The organism is Streptomyces sp. NPDC012637 (assembly GCF_042954805.1).
Lineage (GTDB): Bacteria > Actinomycetota > Actinomycetes > Streptomycetales > Streptomycetaceae > Streptomyces.
In genome coordinates, this window is sequence record NZ_JBIBDS010000002.1 from 305,878 (window position 1) to 328,243 (window position 22,366).

The window sequence follows — 22,366 nt, forward strand, 5'->3', positions numbered from 1 at the left end:
AGGGCGCGGGCGCCCCACTCGGGCGCCGGACACCGGGAACGTACGGGCGGCGGGCGGGCCGCGGCCACGGCGCGGCTACTCAGACGCGCCTGAGTACCCACACGGCCGGGCCCGCACGGCGGGACGCCTCGGACACCGCCGGGGCATCCCGCCCGCCGCAGGGACGGCGGCGCGCCCGCCTCAGCGCACCCGCGCCGCCAGCGCCTGGAAGGCCGCCCAGCTGATGGCGGGTTTCCGGGCGTCCCAGAGCTTCTGGGCGGTCGCCGTCAGCGGCATCCGGATGCCGGCCGCCACCTGGGCCTGCGTCTGGGCGTTCGGGAGGTCTCCCCAGATCGCGAAGCTGCCGCCGAGGATCTGGGGGTCGTAGCGGGCGGGCACCGGGGTGCTGCCGCGCAGGACGAGCGGGGTCCACTGCTCGTAGATGAGGCGGCCGGTCGGGTACACGAACTGGTTCGGCTGGCCGAGCACGTAGTAGAGGTACTTGTCGTTGTAGTTGATCATCTTCCGGCCGGCGCTCAGATACGAGACGGGCGTCCTGGCCCCGATCTCCTTGCCCGTCCAGTAGGCGACCTGGAGGTCCTTGTCGGCGCTCGTGACGCCGCCGGTGAAGAAGCCGTCGTTCCAGGCGCGCATGGCCTTGCCGGTCGGGCGGACCACGGCCGCGCGGTCGTTCAGCCAGCCGGTCGCCAGGTCCTGGACCCGGCCCGACGGCCCGTACCTCGCGGTCGCGGCGCGCGCCAGCTGCGGATAGGTCGCCTCGGGGTTCTTCGACATCAGGGCCACGTATTCGTCGCCGCCCAGGTTCCAGTACGCGCCGGGGAACAGCCCGGCGTACTCGCGGAGCAGCTCGTCGACGATCCTCGCCGAGGCGGGCTTCGAGATGTCGACGGCGCCACGCGGGGCGCGGCCGGTCGCGCTGACGAGCTGCAGGTCGGGGTGCGCGGCGATGACCGCACCCAGGTGTCCCGGCGAGTCGATCTCGGGGACGACCGTGATGTGCAGGCTCGCGGCGAGCTGCACGATCCGCCGCACCTCGGCCTTGCTGAGGTGCCGCTGGGAGACCACCTCGGGGTGGGTGTCGGAGGCGATGCGGAAACCCTGGTCGTCGGAGAAGTGCAGCCCGAGCTGGTTGAGCTTGAGGTCGGCCATCTCGCGCAGCCGGCCCTCGATCCAGTCGGCGGTGTAGTACTTGCGGGCGATGTCGACCATCAGCCCGCGCTGGGGCTTCGCCGGGGCGTCGGTGACCACGCCCTCCGGCATCGCGCCGGTGGACCTGACGGACTGCTTGAGGGTGCGCGTGCCGTAGAAGACCCCGGCCTGGTCGGGCCCGGTGATGCGTATGCCGCCGTCCCGGACGGTGAGGGTGTACGACTCGGCGGCACCGGACCCGCCGAGGGCGAGGCTGACGTCGCCCGGCCGGGCGGCGGCGGTGCCCCGGTACGGCACGCGGAGCTCGGCGGCGATCAGCCGGGCCTCGTCGGCCAGCGCGAACGCGTCCTTCTCGGCGACCACGACACCGGTGCCCGGGCCCGGCTTCCAGCCGGGGCCGCGGGCCGCCCGGTGGGCGAGCACGGCGGGGACGACCTGCGGCGCCTTCGACAGCGGATAGGTCTTCGTCGGCGTCGGGCTGGGCGGCGGACTCGGCGGCGGGCTGCTCACGACCGGGCTGGACGCGCCGGTCGAGGCGGTGCCGACGGTCCCGGCCGGCGGCCCGGCGGAGGATCCGTTCGAACAGGCCGCCACGGTGGCCAGTGCCACCGCGGCCGCCAGGAGTGCGGGGCCCCGGCGGGGCCCCCGTATGGAGTACCGCATCACCCGGAATCCTCCCTCACCACGCGAATCGCGGCATCCCGGGGCCTTCCTGCCCTTCCGGCCGCACCGTCGACCCTGCCGACGAAACCCACTCGTCCAGGTGAAATTCGCGCATCCGTCGGACACTTCCCCCTTCCCGCCGATAGCGTGGCGTCACATCCTCCCCACCGTTCTCCCCGACACCTCCACGTCTCGCTCCCGGAGTCCCCGCTGACCAGCGACACCCACGCCGCCCCGTGCAGGACCGGGGTCACTCCCGCTGCCATACCTGCCCAGCAGGGCACCGGTCGGCACCTCACCGGGCTCGTGCGCTTCAACGCGGACCCGCCCACCGCGGCCGAGGCACTGCTGCTCGACTGCTGCGGCAGCCGCCGCTGGGCCGAACGGGTGGCCGCCCACCGGCCGTACCCGACCCTCGACGCGCTGCTCGCCGCCGCCGACGAGGCCGGATACGACCTGTCGGGCCGGGACCTCGACGAGGCGCTGTCGCGCGAGACCTCCGCACTGCCGCACCCTGACGCGCCGCCGGCCGCCCGCACCGCGCTTGGCGCCGCCCTCGCCGCGTACGAGAGCAGCTTCGGCCACGCCTTCGTGATCAGCCTGGACGGAGTGCCGGCGGGCGAGCGGCTCGACCAGGTCCTCGCGGGCATCCGGTCACGCCTCGGCAACGAAAGGGAGGAGGAGCGGGTGATCGCGGCGGAGGAACTGCGCCGGCTCGCCCGCACCCGGCTCACGCGTTCGATCGCCGCGCGGTGAGTTCGCCCGCAATACGGCGATTCGGGGTCGGACGATAGCCCGTCCGTGCCTGTTTGATCACACCTATGGACCCCGCGCGAGCGAACCGACAAGTCGTCGCTACGATGACCGGGGCCGGTGGACCGTACCCGGCCGGGCCAGACCGACAGAGAAGCCGGCCGGCCCTGATCCCCGCTCCCGGAGGGTTTTTCCGTGCCGGCTGGAACGCTGTACCGCGGCCGGGAAGGAATGTGGTCCTGGGTGGCTCACCGAGTCACCGGCGTCCTCATCTTCTTCTTCCTGTTCGTACACGTGCTGGACACCGCTCTCGTCCGCGTCTCCCCCGAGGCGTACGACGAGGTCGTCGCGACCTACAAGACGCCGATCGTCGCTCTTCTGGAGTACGGCCTGGTCGCCGCCATCCTTTTCCACGCGCTGAACGGTCTCCGTGTCATCGCCGTGGACTTCTGGGCCAAGGGCCCCCGCTACCAGAAGCAGATGCTCTGGACCGTCGTGGGCATCTGGGTCGTGCTGATGGCGGGTTCGCTCTACCCCGTCCTCGGCCACGCCGCACGTGAACTGTTCGGGAGCTGACGCACATGTCCGCTGACACCTCTACCGCGATCGGCCCCGTCGAAGGCGCCGGCTACGACGTGGACAACCCGGCCCCGTACATCGAGGCCCCCCGCAAGCGCACGGGCAAGACCCCGCGGGCGACGCGAGGCAACTTCGAGATGGCCGCGTGGCTCTTCATGCGCCTCTCGGGCGTCGTCCTCGTCGTCCTGGTCCTCGGCCACCTGCTGATCCAGCTCTTCCTGGACGGCGGCGTCTCCAAGATCGGCTTCGCCTTCGTGGCCGGCCGCTGGGCGTCCCCGTTCTGGCAGGTCTGGGACCTGCTGATGCTGTGGCTCGCGATGCTGCACGGCGCCAACGGCCTCCGCACGGTCATCAACGACTACGCGGAGCGCGCCAACACGCGCCTGTGGCTCAAGGGCCTGCTGTACACCGCCACGGTGTTCACCATCCTTCTGGGCACGCTGGTGATCTTCACCTTCGACCCGAACATCCGCTAGGCACGGGGCTGAGGTAACCACGTCATGAAGATCCACAAGTACGACACCGTCATCGTCGGCGCCGGCGGCGCCGGCATGCGCGCCGCCATCGAGGCGACGAAGCGCAGCCGCACCGCCGTGCTGACGAAGCTGTACCCGACCCGCTCCCACACGGGCGCCGCGCAGGGCGGCATGGCCGCCGCGCTGGCCAACGTGGAGGAGGACAACTGGGAGTGGCACACCTTCGACACGGTCAAGGGCGGTGACTACCTGGTCGACCAGGACGCCGCCGAGATCCTGGCGAAGGAGGCCATCGACGCCGTCCTCGACCTGGAGAAGATGGGCCTGCCGTTCAACCGGACCCCGAACGGCACCATCGACCAGCGCCGCTTCGGCGGTCACTCCCGCAACCACGGCGAGGCCCCGGTCCGCCGGTCCTGCTACGCCGCGGACCGCACCGGCCACATGATCCTCCAGACGCTGTACCAGAACTGCGTCAAGGAGGGCGTGGAGTTCTTCAACGAGTTCTACGTCCTGGACCAGCTGATCACCGAGGTCGACGGCATCAAGAAGTCCGCCGGTGTGGTCGCGTACGAGCTGGCCACCGGCGAGATCCACGTCTTCCAGGCGAAGGCGGTCATCTACGCGTCCGGCGGCACCGGCAAGTTCTTCAAGGTGACCTCCAACGCCCACACCCTGACCGGTGACGGCCAGGCCGCGTGCTACCGCCGCGGTCTGCCCCTGGAGGACATGGAGTTCTTCCAGTTCCACCCGACGGGCATCTGGCGCATGGGCATCCTGCTGACGGAGGGCGCCCGTGGTGAGGGCGGCATCCTCCGCAACAAGGACGGCGAGCGCTTCATGGAGAAGTACGCGCCGGTCATGAAGGACCTCGCGTCCCGTGATGTCGTCTCCCGCTCCATCTACACGGAGATCCGCGAGGGCCGCGGCTGCGGTCCCGAGGGCGACCACGTCTACCTGGACCTGACGCACCTCCCGCCGGAGCAGCTGGACGCCAAGCTCCCGGACATCACCGAGTTCGCCCGTACGTACCTCGGCATCGAGCCGTACACGGACCCGATCCCGATCCAGCCCACCGCGCACTACGCCATGGGCGGCATCCCGACCAACGTCGAGGGTGAGGTCCTCTCGGACAACACCACCGTCGTCCCGGGCCTGTACGCGGCCGGCGAGGTCGCCTGTGTCTCCGTGCACGGAGCCAACCGCCTCGGCACCAACTCCCTGCTCGACATCAACGTGTTCGGCAAGCGCTCGGGCATCGCCGCCGCCGAGTACTCCGCCAAGAACGACTACGTCGAGCTGCCGGAGAACCCGGAGGCCTTCGTCGTCGAGCAGATCGAGAACCTTCGCAACTCCACGGGCAACGAGCGGGTCGCCGACCTGCGCCGTGAGCTCCAGGAGACGATGGACGCCAACGTGATGGTGTTCCGCACGGAGCAGACCATCAAGACGGCCGTCGAGAAGATCGCCGAGCTGCGCGAGCGCTACAAGAACGTGTCCATCCAGGACAAGGGCAAGCGCTTCAACACGGACCTCCTGGAGGCCATCGAGCTGGGCAACCTGCTCGAGCTGGCCGAGGTCATGGCCGTCTCGGCCCTGGCGCGCAAGGAGTCCCGCGGCGGTCACTACCGCGAGGACTACCCGAACCGCGACGACGTCAACTTCATGCGCCACACCATGGCGTACCGCGAGGTCGGCGAGGACGGCTCCGAGACCGTCCGTCTCGACTACAAGCCGGTCGTCCAGACCCGCTACCAGCCGATGGAGCGTAAGTACTGATGGCTACCCCCGTTCTGGACAAGGTGGAGAAGGACTCCGCCGCGTCCCCGTACATCACGGTCACCTTCCGGATCCGCCGCTACAACCCCGAGATCTCGGACGCGGCGGTCTGGGAGGACTTCCAGATCGAGATCGACCCGAAGGAGCGCGTGCTCGACGGTCTCCACAAGATCAAGTGGGACCTCGACGGCACGCTGACCTTCCGCCGCTCCTGCGCGCACGGCATCTGCGGCTCGGACGCGATGCGGATCAACGGCAAGAACCGCCTCGCCTGCAAGACGCTGATCAAGGACATCAACCCCGAGAAGCCGATCACGGTCGAGGCCATCAAGGGCCTCACGGTGATGAAGGACCTCGTGGTCGACATGGAGCCGTTCTTCCAGGCGTACCGGGACGTCATGCCGTTCCTGGTCACCAAGGGGAACGAGCCGACCCGCGAGCGGCTGCAGACGGCCGAGGACCGCGAGCGCTTCGACGACACGACGAAGTGCATCCTCTGCGCGGCCTGCACCTCCTCCTGCCCGGTCTTCTGGAACGACGGCCAGTACTTCGGTCCGGCCGCGATCGTCAACGCGCACCGCTTCATCTTCGACTCGCGTGACGAGGCCGGCGAGCAGCGCCTGGAGATCCTGAACGACAAGGACGGCGTGTGGCGTTGCCGCACGACGTTCAACTGCACGGACGCCTGCCCGCGTGGCATCGAGATCACGAAGGCGATCCAGGAAGTGAAGCGCGCGCTGATCACGCGTCGCTTCTAGTCTTCCCGACGCGCCCCTCGCGCCGCTCGGCGCCTGGGGAGCCTCACAGGCTTCGGGCCGCTGCGCCGCCGTGACGTCGGTCGCTCCCGCGACCGGCGTCCGGCGGCCGGCGGCAGGGCCCCGTCTCCCTCGGTCGAGGGGGGCGGGGCCCTTCGCATGTACGGGGAGCACGGACGCTCCGGGACACGGCCGCATGTGCCAGGATCTGGGGCAGTGTTGACGGGCAAGGAAGGACGGGGACCATGAGCGAGCCGAACCCCTACAAGTCGGACGACTCGGGCAACTACGAGTGGGGGCCGGGCCATCAGGCGGGGGCGCCGGGTTACGGCTACCCGCAGACGCCGCCCGCCTACCAGCCGACCCTGCCGGGCGGCGTCCCGGTGCCGCCGCAGCACGCCCCGGTACCGGCCATGCCGATGGCGGGCGGGGCTCCGCTGCTGAGCCTCGGCGACATCACCGTGGTCGGCGACCAGATCATCACGCCGGCCGGAGCGATGCCGCTCAAGGGCGCGGTGTGGAACGCGATGGACATGTCGCGGACCGAGGAGAAGATCCCGACGGTCGCGATCGTGCTCGCGATCATCTTCTTCGTGCTCTGCCTGCTGGGTCTGCTGTTCCTGCTGATGAAGGAGAAGCAGACCACCGGCTTCATCCAGGTCACGGTGACGAGCGGCGGCAAGCACCACTCGACGATGATCCCGGCGACCGGTCCTGACACCATCCACTGGGTGATGGGTCAGCTCAACTTCGCCCGCTCGCTCAGCGTCTGAGCGGCTCTCAGGGTTAACCCCTCAGGGTCGTCCCCCAAGGCCCCTTCTCCTTCAGGGATCTTCCTCAGGGCTCCGCCTCAGGGGTGGACCAGGGTGGTCCCCGATGGTCCGGAGGGGCGGTCGGGCGGGAACCTTGATCCATGACGAACTCGTGGATGAACAAGACCCGTTGGACGACGGCCGCGGCGGTGGCCGCCCTGGTGGTGGCGGGTGCGGCCGTGCCCGCGGGCGCCGTGACGGCTCCTTCCCCGGCGGCTCCGGCGGTGGCGGCTCCGGCGGTGGCGGCCACGGCCGACGGCCGGGTCGATCCCGCGGCGATGCGGGAGGCGCTCGCCGGACTGCCCGACACGTACGTGCGGGGCGCCATGGTGAAGGTGACGGGGCGGGACGGGCGGTGGAGCGGCACGGCCGGCGAGTGGACCGCGCCGGTCGAGGCCGAGTTCGCGATAGGCAGCGTCACCAAGGTGTTCACCTCCGCCGTCGTGCTCCAACTCGTCGGCGAGGGCCGGGTGTCGCTCGACGACACGGTCCAGGAGCTGCTGCCCGGCCTGCTGCCGGACTCCTACGCGCCGATCACGGTGGGGCAGCTCCTCAGCCACACCAGCGGGCTGCAGAAGCCCCGGTGCGTCCGCCCGGGGACGCCGGTGGAGATCGTCAGATCCGCGGTCTCCTGCGGGACTCCGGCCGCCCCGGGGACCGTCGCCCAGTACAACGGCATCAACTACTTCATCCTCGGCCTCGTGGTCGAGGAGACGACCGGCCGGACCTACGCGGAGGAGCTGGACGACCGGGTGCTGCGGCCGCTCGGCCTGCGGCACACCAGGCTGCCGGCCGACGAGTGGGCCTGGGCGGAGGGCGGACTCGTGTCCAACGCCTCCGACCTGCGGCGCTTCACGACCGCGCTGATGCGCGGCGGGCTGCTGCGCCCGGCCGAGCGGCGGCTGCTGTTCGCGATGCCGGAGGTGCCGGGGGCCGAGTTCAGCTACGGCGGGCTGAACCGGATCGCGCTGAAGGACGGGACGGTGATCTGGGGCAAGACGGGGACCAACCACGGTCACGCGAGCGGGGTGTTCGCCACGGCGGGCCTGGAGCGGGTCCTCGTGTACTCCCTGCTGGCGACCGGCAAGGACGCCGACAAGGAGGTCGAGCGGATCGAGAAGATAGCCGGCGCCGCGTTCGGCGGCGTGACGCGCTAGGAAGCGCCTCGCCGATCGGGCCGGATCAGGGCGGCACCGCCGCTCGGGGGTGAAGGTGCTGCGCAGGGCCGGATCAGAGAGGGGTCGGGGGCGGATCAGGGCCGGATCAGAGACGGGTCGGGGGCGGATCAGGGCCGGATCAGAGACGGATCAGGGCCAGATCTGAGGCGAGAGGACGCTAGCCGTGCCAGTGCGGGACCGTGGGGTCCTCCTCGGCGGCGATCATGATGCGGCGGAGCAGGTCGTTGAGGGTGGCGCGCTCCTCGGGGTCGAGGACGCCGAGGAGGCGGTACTCCTCGTGGCCGAGGACGTCCATGGCGCCGAGCCAGGTCTCGTGGCCCGAGTCGGTGAGTTCGACGATCACCCGGCGGCGGTCGGTCGTGGACTGGGTACGGCGGACGAAGCCCCGCTTCTCCAGGGCGTCGAGGCGGCCGGTGACGGAGGCCGGGGCGAGGTCGAGGTCCTGGGCGAGTTCGGAGGGCGCGGCGCTTCCGCCGCGGCCGGCGAGCTTGTGGAGCGTGTCGAACTCGTGGCGTTCCAGGTCGAAGTCGACGAGCGACTGCTCGCGGACGCGACGGAAGTAGACGGAGAGCTTCTTCATCCGGGTGACCGCGCCCTCGACGACCGGGTCGAGGCCGGGCAGGACGGGCTGCCAGCGGGCCACGTGCTCGTCCGTCCAGTCGCGCAGGGACGCGGGTGAGCCCTGGGACGCGGGTGAGCCCTGGGGAGCGGGTGAGCCCGGCGAAGCGGGCCCGCCCGGCTGCTCGGAGCCCTGCTGCTCCGCGCCCGGTCCCTCTGCGCTCGGGGTCTCGGTCGGTGCCATGGGGTGATCGTACGTCGGCGGCGCGGGCGAACCACGGCAGAAGTATTTCGTTGACGAATTATTCGGTACCGAAATACTCTGCGCCTCATGCCTGCCACCGCTCTCGACCGGCCTCCCCTCCCCCATCCCCTGCGCACCCGCTCCTTCCGGCTGCTCTTCGCCGGGCGCACACTCTCCCTCCTCGGCGACGCCGTCATCCCGGCCGCGCTCGCCCTCGCCGTACTGAAGGCGACCGGCTCCACCTCGGCACTCGCGCTCGTGCTCGCCTGCTCGATGGTGCCGAAGCTGCTCCTGCTGCCGCTCGGCGGCGTGGTCGGCGACCGGTTCGACGCCAGGACGGTCGCCCTGGCCATGGACCTCGTCCGGTGCACGACCCAACTGGTCGTCGGCATCCAGCTGTTGGGCGGTACGCCGTCGCTCGGCGTCATCGCGGTCGTCGAGGTGCTCGGCGGCGCGGCGGGCGCCTTCGCGATGCCCACGACCGCGCCGCTGATCAAGGGCACGGTCGCGGCGGAGGCACTGCAGCGGGCGAACGCGGCGATGGCCGTGGCGCACAGCGCGAGCCGGGTCGGCGGTCCGGCGCTCGCCGGGACGCTGATCGTGACCGTGGGTCCCGGCTGGGCCTTCGTCCTGGACGCCGCGAGCTTCGCGGTCAGCGCCGCGCTGCTGTGCGCCGTACGGGTCGAGCGGGTGGCCGCGCCGCCGCGCCGGTCGGTGCTCGCCGACCTCAAGGAGGGCTGGCGTGAGGTCCGCAGCCGCGACTGGTACTGGACGAGCCTCGTCGGGCACAGCGCATGGAACGGCGCCGCCGCCGTCCTGATGACGCTCGGCCCCGCGCTCGCCCTCGACCGGTTCGGCGGCGACCTCGCCTGGGCGGGCCTCCTCCAGGTGGGGGCGATCGGGCTGCTCGCCGGCTCGCTGGCCGCCGACCGGATCCGCCCCCGGCGCCCGGTCCTCGCGGCCAACCTGGGCCTCGCCCTGTACGCGCTGCCGCTGCTGCTCCTGGCGGCCCACGCGCCGGGCCCGGCGGTCTTCGCCGCGTACGGCCTCGCGCAGGCGGGGCTCGGGTTCCTCACACCGGTCTGGGAGACCGCGGTGCAGCGGGCCGTACCGGAACACGTGCTCGCGCGCGTGACCTCGTACGACTGGCTGCTCTCCTTCGCGGCGATGCCGCTCGGCTACGCCCTGGCACCGCTCGCCGCCTCGGCCTGGGGGCCGGAGCTCCCGCTGGTGGCCGCGGCGGTGACGGTGGCCGCCTGCTGTCTCGGGACGGCGCTGGTGCCGGGCGTGCGGCGGTTCAGGAGCGGCTGACGGAGCCCGCGCCGGTGCTCCGGCGCCCTCCGCGGCCCCCTACGCCCTTGCGCCCCGGCGCCCCCTGCGCCCAACGTCCGCCGTCTGCCGTCCGCCGCGTCCCCCCTCTGCGGCCTTCTGCGGCCCCCCGCGGCGCCCCTGAGGGCCCTCCACTGCGGTCTTCAACGGCCCCCGTGACCCTCCGGGAGGGGACGGCCCTCCGCCGCCTCAGGCGGTGGGAGAGCCGAGGAAGTCGAGGAGCAGCTTCGCGGTCTCCTCGGGGCGCTCCACGGCGGGCAGATGGCCGGCCCAGTCGAGCTCGGTGCGGCGCACGTCGGGGAAGAGCCGGCCGAGCCGGTCGCCGATCGCGCGGAAGTCCGGTACGTCGTGGGCGCCGGTGGCGACCAGCACGGGGACGCCGATCGCGGCGAGGTCGGCGTCGGTCACCTCGACCTCGCCGGGCGCGAACTCGTCGGGCGCGGGCAGCTGGAGCTCGAAGGCGCGGGTCTGCATGCGGCGGACGAGCTCGCGGGCGTCGGCGTCCGCGTCCGGACCGAGCCAGAAGTCGACGTTGAGGTCGGCCGCTGCGGCGATGTCGCCGTCCACGAGCAGCGCGCGCTCGCGCGTGAAGAACCCGCGCAGCTCCGGGCCGGCCTCGTGGCCCGGGGCGGCGGCGCAGAGCAGGGCGAGGGCGGTGGTGCGGCCGGGGTGGCGGACGGTGAACTCCAGGGCCACCTCGCCGCCGAAGGAGGAGCCGACGAGCGCGGCGCGTTCGACGCCGAGGTGGTCGAGCAGCGCGCGTACGTCGTCGGCGTGGACGTGCGGGCGGTCGATCGGCGTGTCGCCGAAGCCCCGGAGGTCGCACCGCACCACCCGGTGTCCGGCCTCGGCGAGGGCGTGGAACTGTCCGTCCCACATGCGCCGGTCGCAGACGCCGGAGTGGAGCAGCAGAACGGTGGAGGGGCCGTCGCCGGCCACGTCGTGAGCAAGTGTCATGGCCCGCACCCTAGATCGCCGGACACCCGCCCCACCAGGGGTTTCCCCGGCCCCGCCCACCCCGGCTTGAACACGTTCAAAGAGAGGTCTACAGTCATCCACGTCAGCTTTGAACGCGTTCAAGGGAGCGTGAGGGCATGGACCTCACTGTCGTCGCGTACGTCGTCTACCTGCTCGTCAGTGTCGGGCTCACCATCTGGGTCGCCCGCACCCTCAGCCGCAACGGAAAGGTCTTCCTCGCCGACGTGCTGCAAGGGAACGAGAAGCTCGCCGACGCCGTGAACCATCTGCTCGTCGTCGGCTTCTACCTCGTCAACTTCGGCTTCGTCGCCCTCTACCTGAGCCAGGACGAGGCCGTCCCCGACGCCCGCGGGCTCTTCGAGGCCCTCTCCGTCAAGCTCGGCGTCGTCCTGCTCGTCCTCGGCGTGCTGCACCTCGCCAACGTCTACGTCCTCAACAAGATCCGCCGCCGTGGCGTCATGGAGCGCCGCCAGGTCCCGCCGGTGCCGCCGCAGGGCTGGATGGGCCCCGGCAAGGGCGGCCCCACCGGCCCGCAGGGCCCCGGCCCCTGGGCGACCCCGGCCACCGGCGCCTGACGCCCCGCCCGGGCCGGGAGCACGCGTGAACCCGAACGCGCCCGTGCGGCGCCTGACCGTCCTGTACGACGCGGACTGTCCGCTCTGCGTCCACCTGAGGCACTGGCTGCTCCGTCAGCCGCAGCTGGTGCCCCTGGACCTGGTCCCGGCCGGCTCCCGGGAGGCGCGCGAGCGGTTCCCGGGCCTCGACCACGAGGACACCCTGCGCGAGATCACCGTCGTCGGCGACGGCGGCCAGATCTACCGCTCCACCGCCGCCTGGATCGTCTGCCTCTGGGCCCTGGCCGAACACCGGCCCCGGGCCCACTGGCTGGCCACGCCCGCCGGGCAGCCCTTCGCCCGGGCCACCGTCCTCGCCGCCGCCAAGTGGCGCGAGGCACTCAAGTCCGGGCGCGGCGAGGGACCCGGCGAGGGCGGCGACGCAGCCGGCACCGCCTGCTCCGACGGACGGTGCGGGACACCCGGCTCGTCCGGCTAGGCTCAGGTCCCGTGGAGGACGCGAGGGAAGAGATGGAAGAGAAGCAGGACAACGCCGCCAAGGCGCCCAAGAGCGAGCAGACCCGCGCGCTCATCCTGGAGACCGCGCTCCGGCTGTTCAAGGAGCGCGGCTACGACAAGACGACGATGCGGGCCATCGCCCAGGAGGCCGGGGTCTCCGTCGGCAACGCGTACTACTACTTCTCCTCCAAGGAGCACCTCGTCCAGGGCTTCTACGACCGGATCGCCGAGGAGCACCAGGCGGCCGTCGAGCCGATCCTGGAGAGCGGCGAGAAGGACCTGACGGCCCGGATCCGCGGGGTGCTCCTCGCCTGGCTCGACATCGCCGAGCCGTACCACGAGTTCGCGTCCCAGTTCTTCAAGAACGCCGCCGACCCGGACAGTCCGCTCAGCCCCTTCTCCCCCGAGTCCGAGGGCCCGCGGGAGGCGGCGATCGAGGTCCACCGGCGGGTCATCCGCGGGGCCGCGGTCAAGGTGGACCGGGAACTGGCGGAGCCGCTGCCGCGGCTGCTCTGGCTCCAGCAGATGGGCCTGGTGCTGTTCTGGGTGTACGACCGCTCCGAGGGCGCGGCCAACAGCCGCCGCCTGGTGGAGCGGCTCGCCCCGGTCACGGCCCGGGCCATCTCGCTGTCCCGCTTCCGGATCCTGCGCCCGCTGGTCACGGACGTCCACGACGTCCTGTCCGACTTCATGCCGACCGCGGCGGGGATGGCGGCCTCCGGCAAGCCCAAGCGGGCCGGCCGGAAGCCCTAGCGCACGGGCCCCGGGGCGTGTCTTCCGGATCCTGCCGGCCTCCCGGCCCGACCCGAGAGACCCGCCCTAGATCCAGCCGAGTTCCCACAGGCGCCACATGCCCGTGCCGTCCGACAGATACTGTGAGCCGGCCACCTGGTCCGTGGCCAGCACGTAGTCCTTCTTCTGCCACAGCGGCACCAGCGGCACGTCCTTGGCGACCTCGCTCTGGATCGCCTTGAAGTCGTCGGTGGCCCGCGCCCGGTCGCTGTACTGCTGCGACGCGGCGATCAGCGAGTCGATCGTCTTGCTGGAGTACCCGTTGTGCAGCGCGTTGCCGGTGCCGACGAGGGGCGCGGCGAAGTTGTCGGAGTCCGGGAAGTCCGGGAACCAGCCGATCGGGTACGCGTCGAACTTCCCCTGGGCGTACGCCTTCTGGAAGGCCTTCCAGTCCACCGAGACGACCTTGACCTCGAACAGGCCGCTCTGCTCCAACTGCTTCTTGATCTCGGCGGCCTCCGCGGCGTACGTGGCGTCCGCACGGTGTCCGAGGGTGAACTTCACCGGTGTGTCGACGTCCGCGTCCTTCAGCAGCCGCTTCGCGATGGCCGCACTGGGCTCCGGGTAGGCGTCGTAGAAGGCGGTGCTGTGGCCGACGAAGCCCTGCGGGATGAGGGAGTACAGCGGCTCGACGGTGCCCTGGTAGGGGCCGGTGGTGATGGCCGGGCGGTCGAGGACGGCGGCGACGGCCCGCCGTACCGCCTTGTCCGCCATCGCCGAGCCGGGCCGGAGGTTGAAGTTGAGATTGCGGACCTCGGCGGTCGCCACCTCCGTGATGCGGGTGCCGTCGCTGGACGCGTCCTTCAACGCGTTGATGAAGCCGGGCGGCATCTGACGATTCGTCACATCCACCTGCTTCGCCTTCCAGGCGGCGGCGAGCTGCTCGGACTCCTGGAAGTACTTCACGACGACCGTGTGGCCCGTCTTGGAGACCGCGCCCTTGTAGCGCGGGTTGGGCTCGAAGCGGGCGACCTCGCCCGGCTTGTACTCCTTGAGGACGTACGGCCCCGAGCCGTCCACCGCCGTGCCCTCGCGCAGCCTCTTCGCCGGGTACAGCGTGCGGTCGACGATCGAACCGGCGCCCGTCGCGAGCTTCAGCGGGAAGGTGGCGTCACGGCCGCTGAGGTGGAAGGTGACCTTCTGGCCGTCCGCTTCGACGTTCTTCAGGGTCGGGAAAAGGGGCGCCGGACCGACGTCCGTCTTGATGGCCAGAATGCGCTCGACGGAGTATTTGACGTCCTCTCCGGTGATCTTGCGGCCATTGACGAAGGTGAGGTCGTCGCGCAGCGTGCACTCGTACGTCGTCAGCTTGTTGCCGACGAAACGGCAGCTCTCGGCGGCGTCCGGGACCGGAGTGGTGAAGCCGGGCTTGAAGGTGAGCAACGACTGGAACACGTTGCTGTACATCGCCCAGGAACCCGCGTCGTAGGCGCCGGCCGGGTCGAGCGAGGTCACCTCGTCCGTGGTGCCCACGGTGATCGGATCGGTCCGCACGTCATCAGAGGGCAGTAGCTGCCAGCCTCCGATTCCGGCGACCACCAGAACCCCACAAGTGATCAAAATGCGCAGACGGACCGTCGACCGCATGAGTCGTGTTTCCTTCATCGCGTGCCCCACCCCTGGTCGCGGCGGAAATCGGCCGGCCGCGATGGGCGTCATCCCATCACACGAATTTCACTGGTGGAAGAGTAAACCTTCACACGGCACGCATATGTCCAGGGATAAGGGATTTCGGGCGGCCGAACAGTACGTACCGGTCACCAAGCACTCCGTGAACGCACCTGGTCGGCGCCGAGGCCGACCGGGTCGCCGCCGGCCGGCGGACCCGTCGCCGCCCCCTCACGCCTGCTTCGACGCCAGCTCCACGACCGTGATGTCCGAGGGCGCGCCGACCCGGACCGGAGGCCCCCAGGCGCCCGCGCCGCGCGACACGTACAGCTGCGTGTCGCCGTAGCGCTCGAGCCCCGCCACGGTGGGATTGGCCAGCTCGGCGATGAAGTTGCCGGGCCACAGCTGACCGCCGTGGGTGTGGCCGGAGAGCTGGAGGTCGACACCGTGCCGCACGGCGTCGTCGATGACGACCGGCTGGTGCGCGAGGAGCACGGCGGTACGGGACCGGTCGCGGTCCCCGAGCGCCCTGCCGAAGTCGGGCCCCTGGCCCTCGCGCTCGCCCGCCACGTCGTCCACCCCGGCGAGGTCGAACCCGGCGCCGATCTCGACGCGGGCGTTGCGCAGCGGACGCAGGCCGAGCTCGCGGACGTGGTCGACCCAAGCGTCGGCGCCGGAGAAGTACTCGTGGTTGCCGGTCACGAAGAACGCGCCGTCGCGGGCCCTGAGGTGCGCGAGCGGCTCGGCGGCCGGACCCAGGTCGGCCACGGAGCCGTCGACCAGGTCACCGACGACGGCGACGAGATCGGGCTGGGTGGCGTTGATCGTGTCGACGATCCGCTGGGTGTGGGCGCGCCCCAGGACGGGCCCGAGGTGGATGTCCGACACCACCGCGATCCGGTACCCGTGCGCCCCGCGCGGCAGCTTCGCCAACGGCACGGTGACCCGCTTCACGCGCGGCCCGCGCAGCACGCCGTACGTCCCGTACCCGACCGTCCCGACGGCGACCGCGGCAGCGGTCCCGGAGACGATCCGGTTGACGAACAGACGCCGGGAGAGGCCGGGGGCCGGTGCGGCGGCCGGGGTGGGGGCGGGAGCTTCGGGGGCGGCCTCGCCGAGCCCCTCGGAAGCTCCCTCGGGCTCCGCGGCAGCGGGAGCGGGCACGGGCACGGGAGCCGCCGGGACCCGGGCGGCCGCCACGGCGGCCCGGCGGGCGAGCAGCCGCCGCAGCAACGGCCGCAGCGGTTCCGTCACGACCAGCGCCAGCGTCACGTACAGGAGCAGCGCGAGCCACAGGTAGCCCGGCCAGGCGACGACCTGCTCCACGACGAAGGGCGCACCGGCACGCCCGGAGACGAGCGCCGCGACCGACAGCAGCGGCAGTACGACGGCGGCGGCCGTACCGGCCCGACGGGCCGCGCCGCCGGGCGCCGTGAGATCGCGCACCAGGCGGCGCCACACGTACCAGTGCACCGCGCCCAGGAGCGCGAGGATCACGACCAGTACCACCAGGAACACGACCACGCCCCGCCCCACTCTCTCCGTACCCGTACTCCGTCAGCCGCGCTCGCGCCGAAGCGCGCGCACGCCACGCAACCCGATCACCCCGACCACCGTCCCCAAGACGAAGGACGCCACGGCCAGCAGCAGGTGAACCCAGAAGTAGCCCGTCGGATCGCCGGCGTCGTCGAAGGCGAGTCCGCTCGCGTCGTTCCACATACGAAGCTAACCGTTAGCGTACGGAGACCCTGCCGCAAGATCACCGCAGGCCCGTTCGATACTGGCAGGGCACGGCCACCCCACCCCGAAGGACACCCCATGAACCTCAGCCGCCGCGTCTCCTGGTTCCTGCTCGCGTTCGGCGTCTGGTCTTGGGTGATCTGGGTGACCTTCGCGAAGAACCTCTGGAAGGACGGGAGCGGCCTCGCGTTCGACGACGCGGGAAACCCCACAGCGTACTTCTGGGTCCACCTCGCCCTCGCTGTCACGTCGTTCATCCTAGGGACGGCTGTCGGCGTGATCGGCTTCCGGGGTGTCCGCGCGGCCAAGAAGTAAGGTCATCATCCGTCTCAAGGTGCCGCCCGCGAGCGTCGCGCGTTCTTCGTGCCGCCTCCGCCGGCCATTCCCTGTGCTCGTGGTCGTCGACGTCCGCGGCGGCAAGACGTGCCCAGACACGCCGGGCCCCGTAGCCATCGGCGTCCTTGCGCTTGATGCTCAAAGCGCGTGGCCCTTGGGGTCGGCGCACATGTAGTAGTCCAGCCCGCCGTTGTTCCGACTCCAGCGTCGTCGCGATCTTGTCGTCGGACGTTCCGGCGAACGACATCTCCACCATGCGCTCGACGAGCGCGACGTGGTCCGGGGCGGGCGGATGCCGTTTGGATCCCAACCCGGCCGACCGACGTCTTTGAACGTGTGAATCACCTCCCACCCCCCGGCTCGCCGCCGGCGTCCCGCCGGCTGCCACCTGGGTTTCCGCCGACGCCTCGGAGGGGTCGGGGCGCGCCTTGGACTGCCGGGCGCAGACAGCCACCCGCACCGCGTCCCGATGCTCGGCTCCCACGGGCGAAGCGAAGGGGGGGCGAGGTCTCTCACCTGTTCTTTTCTGCCGTCGAAGCTCTACCGGTCAGCTATATGGAGAAAGTGATCCAGATGAACCAGCTCCACGCCCCGAACGCGAGCAGGAACCAGGAGACGGGGCGGCTGAGCTTCATGGTCCCGGTATCACCGGGAGGTCCGGCGGCCCTGCGGACGGGTGGACGAGCGGGGGCGAACAGCCCCGCGGGGTTCGGAAGGCGGTTCCGGGGATGTACGTTCTCGATCGTGTCCGCTTCGAAGATGACCGCGAAGGCCGCCCTGTCGGCGACCGCCGCCGCCGCGCTGCTCCCGCTTCTCGCCGCCGCCCCCGCGCACGCGGACGGCAAGCCCCCGCAGCCGCAGCCGCCCGCCCGGATGTCGAGCGTCGGCGGGGCGCTGCTGGCTCAGCCCGGCACCCAGGTGCGGCTCGGTCCGGGCGCCCCGGTGCTGCCGAAGGAGCTCAGCGCGCGCTCGTGGATCGTGGCGGACGCGGAGAGCGGGCAGGTCCTCGCCGCGCACAACGCGCACTGGCCGCTGGCCCCCGCCTCCACCCTCAAGATGCTGTTCGCGGACACCCTGCTGCCCAAGTTCCCCAAGACGCAGAACCACACGGTCCTGGCCCAGGACCTGACCGGCCTGGGCTCGGGATCCAGTCTGGTCGGCATCAAGGAGAAGCAGACCTACAGCGTCCACGACCTGTGGATGGGCGTCTTCCTGCGCTCCGGCAACGACGCCGTCCACGTCCTCACCGCCATGAACAACGGCAAGGACCGGACCGTCCAGGAGATGCAGCAGCGGGCGGTGGAGCTCCAGGCCCTGGACACCACGGTGAAGACCCCCGACGGCTACGACGAGCCGGGCCAGGTCTCCTCCGCGTACGACCTCACCCTCATCGCCCGCAGCGGCATGCAGAAGCCGGACTTCCGGGAGTACGCCGCGACCGCGCGCGCCAAGTTCCCCGGCGAGCAGAAGCCCGGGAAGAAGCGCGATACCTTCGAGATCCAGAACACCAACCGGCTGCTCACCGGCGACCTCGGCGTGCCCGCGTACCAGGGCATCGCGGGCGTCAAGAACGGCAACACCACGCACGCCGGCGCGACCTTCACCGGCGTAGCCGAGCGCAACGGCCGGGTGCTGCTCGTCACCGTCATGAACCCGTCGTCGAAGGAGCAGCACGCCGTCTACAAGGAGACCGCGCGGCTCCTCGACTGGGGCTTCGCGGCGTCCGGGAAGGTGACGCCCGTCGGCGAGCTGGTGCCGCCGAAGTCGGCCCGCACCAGTCCCGGGACGAGCGCGGGGACCAGCTCGAACGGCACGGAGCCCGCTCCCGGCAAGAACGCCCCCTCGGGTACCCAGCACGCGGCGGCCGTCGAGGAGAAGTCGGGCGGCGTGGGCATCGCGCTCGCCGTGGCGGGCGGTGTGCTGGTGCTGCTCGCGGGCGCGGTGTTCCTGGTCAACCGGCGCTGGCCACTGGCGGGTTCGGCCCGCCGTTCCCGTCCGGACACGGAGCCCGCTGGTCCGGTCGACGAGAGCGTGAATCCGTAGCCTGCCCGTCGTCCGCCGTGGCTTCCGCCGCCGTCTTGCCCGTGGCCGTCCAGGCGGCGCAGAACAGCAGCAGCTTCGCCGTGAAGTTGATCCACAGCAGCAGGGCCACCGGCACGCCGAACGCCCCGTACATCGACTTGGCGGCGACGCCCCTCATGTAGCCGCCGAGCAGCAGCTTCAGGAGCTCGAAGCCGATCGCGCCGAGCAGCGCCGCGATCACCAGGTCGCGGCGCCTCGGCTCGACGCCGGGCAGCAGCGTCAGGACGTACGACAGGATCAGGAAGTCGGCGACGACCGCCACCAGGATCGCGGCTGCCTCGATCAGCGCCCGGCCGGGGCCGGTGTGCTCGATGCCGAGCTGCTCGGCGCTCCAGCCGACGGCGGTGGAGCCGAGCCAGGACGCGGCGAGCGAGCACAGCATCACGCCGCCGAGGCCGAGCAGCACGATCGCGTCCTTGCCCTTGCGCAGGACCGGATTCTCGTCGTCGGGGCCGTCGAGGCCCCAGACCGCACGCAGGCACTCGCGCATCGAGCCGACCCAGCCAATGCCCATGAAGAGCAGCACGGCACCGGCGACCAGACCGATGGTGCCGGCGTTGGCGACGAGGCCGGCGATGTCGAGCTGGTCGGAGATGCCCGGGACCTGGTCGGCGATCTTGTCCTCGATCTTTCCGAGCTGTTCGTCGGAGAGCAGCGCGGCGCCCACCGCGGCGGCGACGGTGATCAGCGGGAAGAGCGCGAGGAAGCTGAGGAAGGTGATGGCGGCGGCGAGCCGGGCCCAGCGGACCTCGTCGAGCCGTTCGTAGGAGTGCCAGGCGTGCGTCTTCATCAGCCGCGTGACCCACGGCCCGACGACGGGGAGTTTGGTCAGCCAGTCCATGACGTACGCGCCTCTTCCTCGGCTACCTCGCGGGACGGGATCCGGAACACAAGGGTCCGGGTACCCCAGAATCGCAGACAGGTAGCAAGGACCATGCCCAGACCCAGTCCTGACACCGTGTCGGCACGGGCCGAGGTGAATCCGAGGCCGTGGTGCGAGACGAGGAGGCAGAGCAGCTGGACGACGGCTCCGGCGGCGTTCACGGCGAAGAAGACGGCGTACTCGCGCAGGGCGACGGCCCGGCGGCGGTAGGTGCCGAGGGCGTTGCCGACGTACGCCACCGTGCAGCCGGCCAGGAAGGAGACGGCCTTGGCCGTGATCGGGTCCTGGCCGAGGGGTCCGCGCAGCCAGAGGAAGAGGGCGAGGTCGGCGGCGTACGCGGCGAGCCCGGCGACGGCGAAGCCGAGCACCTCGCCGCCCAGTCGGCCGGTCGACTCGCTGCCCCGACGGCCGGTCGACTCCCTGCCCCGACGGCCGGTCGACTCCCTGCCGAGGCGGCCCGTCGACTCGGTGCCCGGACGGCCTCCGTCGTATCCGCGGCCTCCGTCGTACCCGCGGCTTCCGTCGTACCCGCGGCCTCCGTCGCACCCGCGGCCTCCGTCGTACCCGCGGCCTCCGTCGTACCCGCGGCCCCGGACGCGTCCGCAGGCTGCGACCGGTTCGCTGCCGCTCACAGGTCGGCGACCGCCATGCCGTACATCGCCGCCCACACCAGGCCGATGACGGCGAGCGGCCGGTCCCGCAGGATGACGTCCTCGGGTTCGCCGGCCGTGCCCCGGTCGGCGAAGACCGCGTACCGCAGCACCGCCAGGACGAAGGCGACCACGGAGAGCTGACGCCACGGCAGCAGCGAGCCGTTGGCGACGCCGCCGCTCTCCAGGGCCCACAGGCAGTAGCCGAGGACGGCGACCCCGGCCGCCAGCTGCCAGACGAAGCGGAGGTATCCGGCCGTGTACTGGGTGAGCAGTGCCCGGGTCGCGCCCCGGGCCTCCTCCATCTGTACGGCCTCCGAGTAGCGCTTGGCCGCCACCATGAACAGCGCGCCGAAGCCGGTGGTGATGAGGAACCAGCGCGACAGCGGGATGCCGAGCGCGATCCCGCCGACCATCGCCCGCATGAGGAAGCCGGTGGTGACGACGGTGAGGTCGACGACGAGGACGTGCTTGAGGCGGACGCAGTAGGCGAGTTGCATCGCCAGGTACGCGGCGAGGAGCAGGGCCGTCATCGCGTTGCACAGCGCGGCGGCGGCGACCGCCGCGCCGAGCCCGAGGACCGTGCCCGTCGCGTACGCGAGGGGGACGGGGACGAGGCCGGCGGCCACCGGGCGGTTCCGTTTGACGGGGTGGGCGCGGTCGGCGGTGGCGTCGCGGGCGTCGTTGACCAGGTAGACGGCGGAGGCGGCGGCCGTGAACAGGGCGAAGACCAGGCCGAGTCGGGCGGCGCTGTGCCAGGAGGCGAGCTGCCCGGCGGCGACGGGCGCGGCGACGACGAGGGTGTTCTTGACCCACTGGCGGGGCCGGGCGGTGCGTACGAGGCCTGCCGCGAGGGCGAGCGCCCCGGGCCGTGCGGCGGGCCGGGCGGGTGCGGCGTCGGGTGGGTCGAGCAGGGCGGTGCCGATGGCGGGGGCGGGCGAGGGGGCGGGTGCGACGGCGGAGACGGACGTGGAGACAGCCGTGTGTACGGCCGCGTTGACGGCCGCGTTGACGGCCGTGCCGCCCGCCGTGGGGACAGTCGACGAGACGGCTGTGGAGGTGGACGCGACCGGTTCAGCCACGGGTGCCTCCCGGTGGGGTCGCGCGCAGCCAGTCGCGGCCGGCCGCGGCCGTGGCCGCACCGAGGAGCGCGCCCGCGGCGACGTCGCTCGGGTAGTGGACACCGACGACCAGCCGCGAGAGGCACATCGCCACGGCGGCCGGGACGGCGACGTGCCTGAGCGGCGGGTGCAGGGCGGTGAAGGCGACGGCCGCTGCGGCGGCCGAGCTCGCGTGCGAGCTGGGGAAGGAGTGCCGCCCGGCGGTGCGGACCAGCGGCGCGTACCGCTCGGGGCGCGGCCTGGGGCGCCGTACCACCCGCTTGACGCCCATGCTGGCCAGGTGTGCTGCCCCGACCAGGGCGGAGCCGCGCAGCCAGGCCGCCCGGCGCGCCGGGTCGAGCGCGGCGGCGGTGGCTCCGGCGGCGAGCCAGAGTGCGGCGTGCTCGCCGCTGTACGAGAGGCCGCGGGCGAGCCCGGCCACGGCGGGCCACCGCCCGGCGCCGCGCACCACGGCCAGCACGCGCCGGTCGGCAGCGCCCCCGCGCGGGAGCCAGGATGCGGACTGTGCCGGGTCGGCGACCTCGGGCACGCCCCGGGGCGCGGATCGCACCGAGTCGGTGGCCTCGGGCACTCCCCGGGGAGCGGACCGCGCCGGATCGGCGGCCTTGGGCACACCCCGGGGAGCGGACCGCACCGAGTCGGTGGCCTCGGGCACTCCCCGGGGAGCGGACCGCGCCGGATCGGCGGCCTCGGGCACACCCCGGGGAGCGGACCGCACCGAGTCGGTGGCCTCGGGCACTCCCCGGGGAGCGGTCCGCGCCGGATCGGCGGCCTTGGGCACACCCGAAGACTCGGACCGCACCAGGTCAGTGACCTTAGGCACGGTCC

The 22,366-nt window shown here is 71.9% G+C and carries 22 protein-coding genes and 1 pseudogene; 13 read left to right on the forward strand and 10 right to left on the reverse strand.

Features of this window, described 5'->3' with window-relative positions:
• Window positions 1-180: 180 nt before the first annotated feature.
• Entirely contained in the window at window positions 181-1,812 is a 1,632-nt protein-coding gene (locus ACFY8W_RS09475) for a family 20 glycosylhydrolase (protein ID WP_391102430.1), read from the reverse strand.
• Window positions 1,813-2,022: 210 nt separating this feature from the next.
• Between ACFY8W_RS09475 and ACFY8W_RS09480 the strand changes: the two genes are divergently transcribed.
• The 7 genes from ACFY8W_RS09480 to ACFY8W_RS09510 all read left to right on the forward strand — a co-directional run bounded on the left by ACFY8W_RS09480 (window position 2,023) and on the right by ACFY8W_RS09510 (window position 8,123).
• Window positions 2,023-2,568, forward strand: a complete 546-nt coding sequence (locus tag ACFY8W_RS09480) for a 2-oxo-4-hydroxy-4-carboxy-5-ureidoimidazoline decarboxylase (RefSeq protein ID WP_391103836.1) — start codon at window positions 2,023-2,025, stop codon at window positions 2,566-2,568.
• A gap of 192 nt (window positions 2,569-2,760) precedes the next feature.
• Window positions 2,761-3,141, forward strand: coding sequence for a succinate dehydrogenase, cytochrome b556 subunit (gene sdhC, locus ACFY8W_RS09485; RefSeq protein ID WP_128982417.1), 381 nt, complete (start codon window positions 2,761-2,763; stop codon window positions 3,139-3,141).
• A 5-nt stretch (window positions 3,142-3,146) separates the two neighbouring features.
• On the forward strand, window positions 3,147-3,620 hold the full coding sequence (locus tag ACFY8W_RS09490; RefSeq protein WP_384417739.1) for a succinate dehydrogenase hydrophobic membrane anchor subunit: 474 nt from the start codon (window positions 3,147-3,149) through the stop codon (window positions 3,618-3,620).
• Between the two features lie 24 nt (window positions 3,621-3,644).
• Window positions 3,645-5,399, forward strand: coding sequence for a succinate dehydrogenase flavoprotein subunit (sdhA, locus tag ACFY8W_RS09495; protein ID WP_391102433.1), 1,755 nt, complete (start codon window positions 3,645-3,647; stop codon window positions 5,397-5,399).
• Entirely contained in the window at window positions 5,399-6,157 is a 759-nt protein-coding gene (locus tag ACFY8W_RS09500; RefSeq protein ID WP_391102435.1) for a succinate dehydrogenase iron-sulfur subunit, read from the forward strand. Before sdhA ends, ACFY8W_RS09500 begins: the two co-directional genes overlap by 1 nt.
• 242 nt (window positions 6,158-6,399) lie before the next feature.
• Entirely contained in the window at window positions 6,400-6,927 is a 528-nt protein-coding gene (locus ACFY8W_RS09505; RefSeq protein WP_391102438.1) for a hypothetical protein, read from the forward strand.
• Between the two features lie 140 nt (window positions 6,928-7,067).
• The gene (locus ACFY8W_RS09510) at window positions 7,068-8,123 is read left to right on the forward strand and encodes a serine hydrolase (protein WP_391102441.1); all 1,056 of its coding nucleotides are present in this window, start codon (window positions 7,068-7,070) and stop codon (window positions 8,121-8,123) included.
• 178 nt (window positions 8,124-8,301) lie between these two features.
• On the opposite strand, the gene ACFY8W_RS09515 is transcribed toward ACFY8W_RS09510, so the two are convergent.
• Window positions 8,302-8,946: a MarR family transcriptional regulator gene (locus tag ACFY8W_RS09515; RefSeq protein ID WP_391102443.1), complete on the reverse strand. Its 645-nt coding sequence runs from the start codon at window positions 8,944-8,946 to the stop codon at window positions 8,302-8,304.
• A gap of 87 nt (window positions 8,947-9,033) precedes the next feature.
• Between ACFY8W_RS09515 and ACFY8W_RS09520 the strand changes: the two genes are divergently transcribed.
• Entirely contained in the window at window positions 9,034-10,257 is a 1,224-nt protein-coding gene (locus tag ACFY8W_RS09520; protein ID WP_391102446.1) for an MFS transporter, read from the forward strand.
• Window positions 10,258-10,464: 207 nt separating this feature from the next.
• Here ACFY8W_RS09520 and ACFY8W_RS09525 read toward each other — a convergent pair whose 3' ends face one another.
• Window positions 10,465-11,232, reverse strand: a complete 768-nt coding sequence (locus tag ACFY8W_RS09525) for an alpha/beta fold hydrolase (RefSeq protein ID WP_391102449.1) — start codon at window positions 11,230-11,232, stop codon at window positions 10,465-10,467.
• Window positions 11,233-11,369: 137 nt separating this feature from the next.
• On the opposite strand from ACFY8W_RS09525, the gene ACFY8W_RS09530 reads away from it, so the two are divergent.
• Genes ACFY8W_RS09530 through ACFY8W_RS09540 form a run of 3 tightly spaced genes read left to right on the forward strand, consistent with a single transcriptional unit; the run spans window position 11,370 to window position 13,079 of the window.
• Window positions 11,370-11,828, forward strand: a complete 459-nt coding sequence (locus ACFY8W_RS09530; protein ID WP_391102450.1) for a hypothetical protein — start codon at window positions 11,370-11,372, stop codon at window positions 11,826-11,828.
• Window positions 11,829-11,853: 25 nt separating this feature from the next.
• Window positions 11,854-12,306 (forward strand): DCC1-like thiol-disulfide oxidoreductase family protein, encoded by a 453-nt coding sequence (locus tag ACFY8W_RS09535; protein ID WP_391102452.1) that lies wholly within the window; start codon window positions 11,854-11,856, stop codon window positions 12,304-12,306.
• Between the two features lie 32 nt (window positions 12,307-12,338).
• A complete protein-coding gene (locus tag ACFY8W_RS09540) occupies window positions 12,339-13,079 on the forward strand; it encodes a TetR family transcriptional regulator (RefSeq protein WP_391102454.1) in 741 nt (246 codons plus the stop codon).
• Window positions 13,080-13,145: 66 nt separating this feature from the next.
• Here ACFY8W_RS09540 and ACFY8W_RS09545 read toward each other — a convergent pair whose 3' ends face one another.
• The 3 genes and pseudogenes from ACFY8W_RS09545 to ACFY8W_RS09555 form a co-directional block, all read right to left on the reverse strand.
• The gene (locus tag ACFY8W_RS09545; protein ID WP_391102457.1) at window positions 13,146-14,705 is read right to left on the reverse strand and encodes an ABC transporter substrate-binding protein; all 1,560 of its coding nucleotides are present in this window, start codon (window positions 14,703-14,705) and stop codon (window positions 13,146-13,148) included.
• A 252-nt stretch (window positions 14,706-14,957) separates the two neighbouring features.
• Window positions 14,958-16,250, reverse strand: coding sequence for a metallophosphoesterase (locus tag ACFY8W_RS09550; protein WP_391102458.1), 1,293 nt, complete (start codon window positions 16,248-16,250; stop codon window positions 14,958-14,960).
• Between the two features lie 33 nt (window positions 16,251-16,283).
• Window positions 16,284-16,445, reverse strand: a pseudogene (locus ACFY8W_RS09555) (SCO4848 family membrane protein); the annotation flags it as partial.
• Between the two features lie 99 nt (window positions 16,446-16,544).
• Between ACFY8W_RS09555 and ACFY8W_RS09560 the strand changes: the two are divergent.
• Entirely contained in the window at window positions 16,545-16,781 is a 237-nt protein-coding gene (locus ACFY8W_RS09560; RefSeq protein ID WP_391102460.1) for an SCO4848 family membrane protein, read from the forward strand.
• A 765-nt stretch (window positions 16,782-17,546) separates the two neighbouring features.
• Window positions 17,547-18,845, forward strand: a complete 1,299-nt coding sequence (locus ACFY8W_RS09565) for a D-alanyl-D-alanine carboxypeptidase family protein (RefSeq protein WP_391102462.1) — start codon at window positions 17,547-17,549, stop codon at window positions 18,843-18,845.
• On the opposite strand, the gene ACFY8W_RS09570 is transcribed toward ACFY8W_RS09565, so the two are convergent.
• The 4 genes from ACFY8W_RS09570 to ACFY8W_RS09585 all read right to left on the reverse strand — a co-directional run bounded on the left by ACFY8W_RS09570 (window position 18,754) and on the right by ACFY8W_RS09585 (window position 22,067).
• Window positions 18,754-19,725: a YhjD/YihY/BrkB family envelope integrity protein gene (locus ACFY8W_RS09570; protein WP_391102464.1), complete on the reverse strand. Its 972-nt coding sequence runs from the start codon at window positions 19,723-19,725 to the stop codon at window positions 18,754-18,756. The genes ACFY8W_RS09565 and ACFY8W_RS09570 overlap by 92 nt on opposite strands.
• Window positions 19,713-20,147, reverse strand: coding sequence for a GtrA family protein (locus ACFY8W_RS09575; RefSeq protein ID WP_391103839.1), 435 nt, complete (start codon window positions 20,145-20,147; stop codon window positions 19,713-19,715). Before ACFY8W_RS09575 ends, ACFY8W_RS09570 begins: the two co-directional genes overlap by 13 nt.
• Window positions 20,148-20,395: 248 nt before the next feature.
• Window positions 20,396-21,331 (reverse strand): decaprenyl-phosphate phosphoribosyltransferase, encoded by a 936-nt coding sequence (locus ACFY8W_RS09580; protein WP_391103841.1) that lies wholly within the window; start codon window positions 21,329-21,331, stop codon window positions 20,396-20,398.
• Window positions 21,332-21,491: 160 nt separating this feature from the next.
• Window positions 21,492-22,067 (reverse strand): phosphatase PAP2 family protein, encoded by a 576-nt coding sequence (locus ACFY8W_RS09585; protein ID WP_391103844.1) that lies wholly within the window; start codon window positions 22,065-22,067, stop codon window positions 21,492-21,494.
• Window positions 22,068-22,366: the final 299 nt, after the last annotated feature.